Here is a 3,840-nt window from a genome sequence, read left to right on the forward strand (position 1 = left end):
TGAACTTCATCTGAAACCATTAGTATACCGTAATTGTCACATAACTTCCTAATCCTAGACCAATATTCTGGTGGTGGAACTATGTAGCCGCCCTCACCCTGTATCGGTTCAAAAACTATGCAACTGGTTTCATCTGGTGGAACAAACTTCTTAAAGTAGTATTCATCTATGAAGTCTACACACCAATATCCACATTCAGGGTAATTCTGTTTCCATGGGCACCTATAACAATATGGGTATGGAACGTGCTCAACGCCTGGGAGTAGGGGTGAAAACCACTTACGCTGAACAGGCTTACTGGACGTTAGAGTGACGCTTCCAAACAATCTACCATGAAACGCCCCTATATATGCCATCACATATGGCCTTGAACCTTTAAAGTATCCTCTAGCAACCTTCATTGCACCTTCAACAGCTTCAGCACCACTATTACAGAAGAATACACGCTTCTCAAAGTTTCCAGGAGTTATTCTGCAGAGTTTCTTAGCCAATTCCACAGCAACATCATACCAGAAGTCTGTTAATGAGTAGTGAAGGTATTTCTCAGCTTGCCTCTTAATTGCCTCCACAACCTTTGGATGACAATGACCCACAGAGGTAACTGCTATACCAGCATTCAAATCAATATACTTGTTCCCATCAACATCGGTTAATATGCAACCCTTAGCCTCCTTCAAAACCAATGGATACCAGCGTACAAAGGATTGCATTAGAAACTTCTCATCTTCCTCTACAATCTTCTTGGCATTAGGTCCTGGAGGTGTAACTATTATTTTCGGGACATCAATTTCAGTCAAATCCTTCACCAAACTTTACTCATTAACTTAACTTTAAAAGCTTTCCAAATTAGACTTGTATACGATTCCCCCATTAACTATGGTCATTAAAACCTTGACATCCTTTATCCTACTCTCATCTATGGATAATGGGTCTTCCGATAGGACAACCATATCAGCATATTTCCCAACTTCAAGAGACCCCTTAACCTTCTCTTCAAACCCGATGTAAGCAGCATTCCTCGTGAATAGGGATACTGCCTCCACCGGGGTTAGACATTCATCATATGTGTACTTGTACAGTTCTATGCCATCATACCTCCCCCTACTCACAGCGGAATATATTTGATATAATGGGTCTAGTGGATCTACTGGGCAATCTGATCCACCAGCAATTTTGACACCAGCTTTCATCATGCTCTTAAATGGGTAAACCCACTTAGCTCTATTAGGTCCAACCCTATCCACAGCCCAGAAATCTGATATTATGAATCTAGGCTGAATGGATGCACATACACCTAGATCGCTCATCAATTTAATTAGTTCTGGAGACATTATTGATGCATGTTCAATCCTATGCCTATGATCAACCTTCGGATTCTTTGAAAGAACTTCACTGAAAACTTTTAAAGCCAATTCCACAGCTCTATCGCCAATGGCATGAACTGCAACTTGCAATCCACCATCATGAGCTTTAGGCACAATATCCCTAAACCTTTCAATGGGCATTGTCAAAATACCCATACTACTTGGATCATCATTGTATGGTGATCTCAAAGCTGCAGTTCTAGCTCCAAGAGAACCATCAATCAAAACTTTAATGCCATTAATCTTTATGAAATCATCACCAAACCCCCTCTTCAACCTTAAACTCAGCAATTCATCTAAATGCTCAGCTGAAATGTATAGGCAAACTCTAACCTTAAGCTTCCCCAAACTCCTAGCAACTTGTAAAGCTTCAATCTCCTCTGGAATTGCTGAAACAAAATGTACTGTTGTTATCCCATGGGATAAGGCTTCATTACATGCAAGCTCCACAGCCTTAACATAATCATCGAGGGATGGTTGTGGAATCTTAGACCAAACAAGCCTCATGGCAGACTCCCTAAGTATCCCCGTGGGTTCACCACTCTCATCCCTATCAATCCTCCCACCTTCAGGATCGGGGGTAGACTTATCAATTCCAGCAATCCTTAAAGCCATGGAATTGGCTACTGCAATATGACCGCAAACCCTCCTAAGGAAGACTGGATTTTTGGGTGCAACTTCATCTAAATCCCACCTATTTGGATACCTCTTCTCATAAAACTTATCTTGATCCCAACCTCTACCAAGAATCCACTTCCCAGGCTCCAGACCCTCAGCATACCTCTTAACCATACTCTTAAATTCACCTATGGATTTAACATCCCTCAAATCTAACATCATAAGCGAAAGCCCAACCCCAATGAAATGTATATGCGTATCAATAAAACCGGGAAAGACAGGTTTCCCCTTCAAATCAATAGTCAAAGTTTTATCGCCAATGAAATCCTTAACATCCCTAGAAGATCCCAAGAAGACTATCTTGCCATCCTTAACAGCTAAAGCCTCAAAAACCCTACCCTCCTCATCAAAGGAGTATATCTTACCATTAACCAATACGAGATCAGCCTTCAAACCGGCCATACAAAATCATCAATTATAATGTAATGTCGCTCAAAACTATTTAAGCATAATCAACCCCAAATCCCATTAGAAAGAGTAATATAAGGAATGAATTGATACATATCAATGGTGATCAAATGTACGACATAATAATAAATAATGCAAAGATAGTTGATGGAACTGGAAGCCCATGGTACTATGGAAGCATAGCCATAAGAAATGGCAAGATAGTGGAAATCAAGAGGAAGGGGAGATTTAAGAGTGGAGAACATGTGATAAACGCCGAAGGGTTAATGGTGGCACCAGGATTCATAGATATGCACAGCCACTCAGACGCATACCTACTAATAAATCCTAAAGCTGAAAGCAAAATTAGACAGGGGGTTACATTGGAAGTCATAGGTAATTGCGGTTCAAGCATGGCACCAATACTACCAAAAAGGCTAAGTGAATTTAAGAGGAGACTCGGTGAACTTGCACAGTACATAACATGGGATTGGTCAACATATAGGGAGTATAAGGAGAAGCTCATGAAAAATGGAATTGCATTAAACGTTGCCCCACTAATAGGACATGGAACATTAAGAGTTAATGTAATGGGATATGAAAATAGGGAGCCAACCATGGAGGAAATTGAGGAAATGAAGAAATTGCTGGAGCAATGCATGAAGGATGGAGCCTTCGGACTATCCACAGGACTCATATACACCCCTGGAAGCTACGCTAAAACTGAAGAAATAATTGAACTTGCAAAAGTAGCTGCAAAGTATGGTGGAATATACTCCTCACACATAAGGAGTGAAGCGGATAAACTCATGGAAGCCATAATGGAAGCAATAAGGATAGGGAGAGAAGCAAATATTAGAGTGGAAATTTCACATTTAAAATCAGCTGGAGTTAGGAATTGGGGTAAAATTGTGGAAGCACTGAAAAGAATTGAAGAAGCAAGATGGGAAGGTGTGGATGTAACAGCAGACTTCTACCCATACACCGCTGGAAGCACAAGTTTAACTGCTTGCATACCACCATGGGCCCATGTAGGCGGAATAGAGGAGATGATTAAGAGGCTAAAAGATCCTGAGCAAAGAGCTAAGATAAGGAGGGATATAGAAACGAGCACTGAGGGATGGGAGAACCTCGCAAACCTAGCAGGATGGGATAAGATAGTGGTGGCATCCTGTGAAAAGAATAAGCAATACGAGGGATTAAGCATAAGTGAAATAGCTAAAATGAATGGGAAAGACCCATACGATCAAGCATTCGACCTAATAATAGAGGAGGAGGGGAGAGTGCAAATAATACTACACATGATGAGGGAAGAGGATATGTTGGAAGCATTGAAAAGCCCATACACAATGGTTGGAACGGATGGATCCAGCATAGCACCATACGAACCTCTAGGAAGAGGGAAACCACA

Annotated in this window: 3 protein-coding genes; 1 reads left to right on the plus strand and 2 read right to left on the minus strand. The window is 41.1% G+C overall.

All coding sequences use genetic code 11. From position 1 onward, the window contains the following. Together MRT15_RS09075 and MRT15_RS09080 are read right to left on the minus strand one after the other, a co-directional pair. Window positions 1-797, minus strand: a 797-nt coding sequence (locus tag MRT15_RS09075) for an aminotransferase class III-fold pyridoxal phosphate-dependent enzyme (RefSeq protein WP_304329768.1), incomplete at its 3' end; no start/stop codon positions are given. Window positions 798-830: 33 nt separating this feature from the next. Next, entirely contained in the window at window positions 831-2,444 is a 1,614-nt protein-coding gene (locus MRT15_RS09080) for an amidohydrolase (protein WP_304329769.1), read from the minus strand. A 116-nt stretch (window positions 2,445-2,560) separates the two neighbouring features. Between MRT15_RS09080 and MRT15_RS09085 the strand changes: the two genes are divergently transcribed. Further along, window positions 2,561-3,840 (plus strand): amidohydrolase family protein (locus MRT15_RS09085; protein ID WP_304329770.1); only part of this gene is annotated, 1,280 nt, incomplete at its 3' end.

This window comes from Candidatus Culexarchaeum yellowstonense, from assembly GCF_024707025.1.
Lineage (GTDB): Archaea > Thermoproteota > Methanomethylicia > Culexarchaeales > Culexarchaeaceae > Culexarchaeum.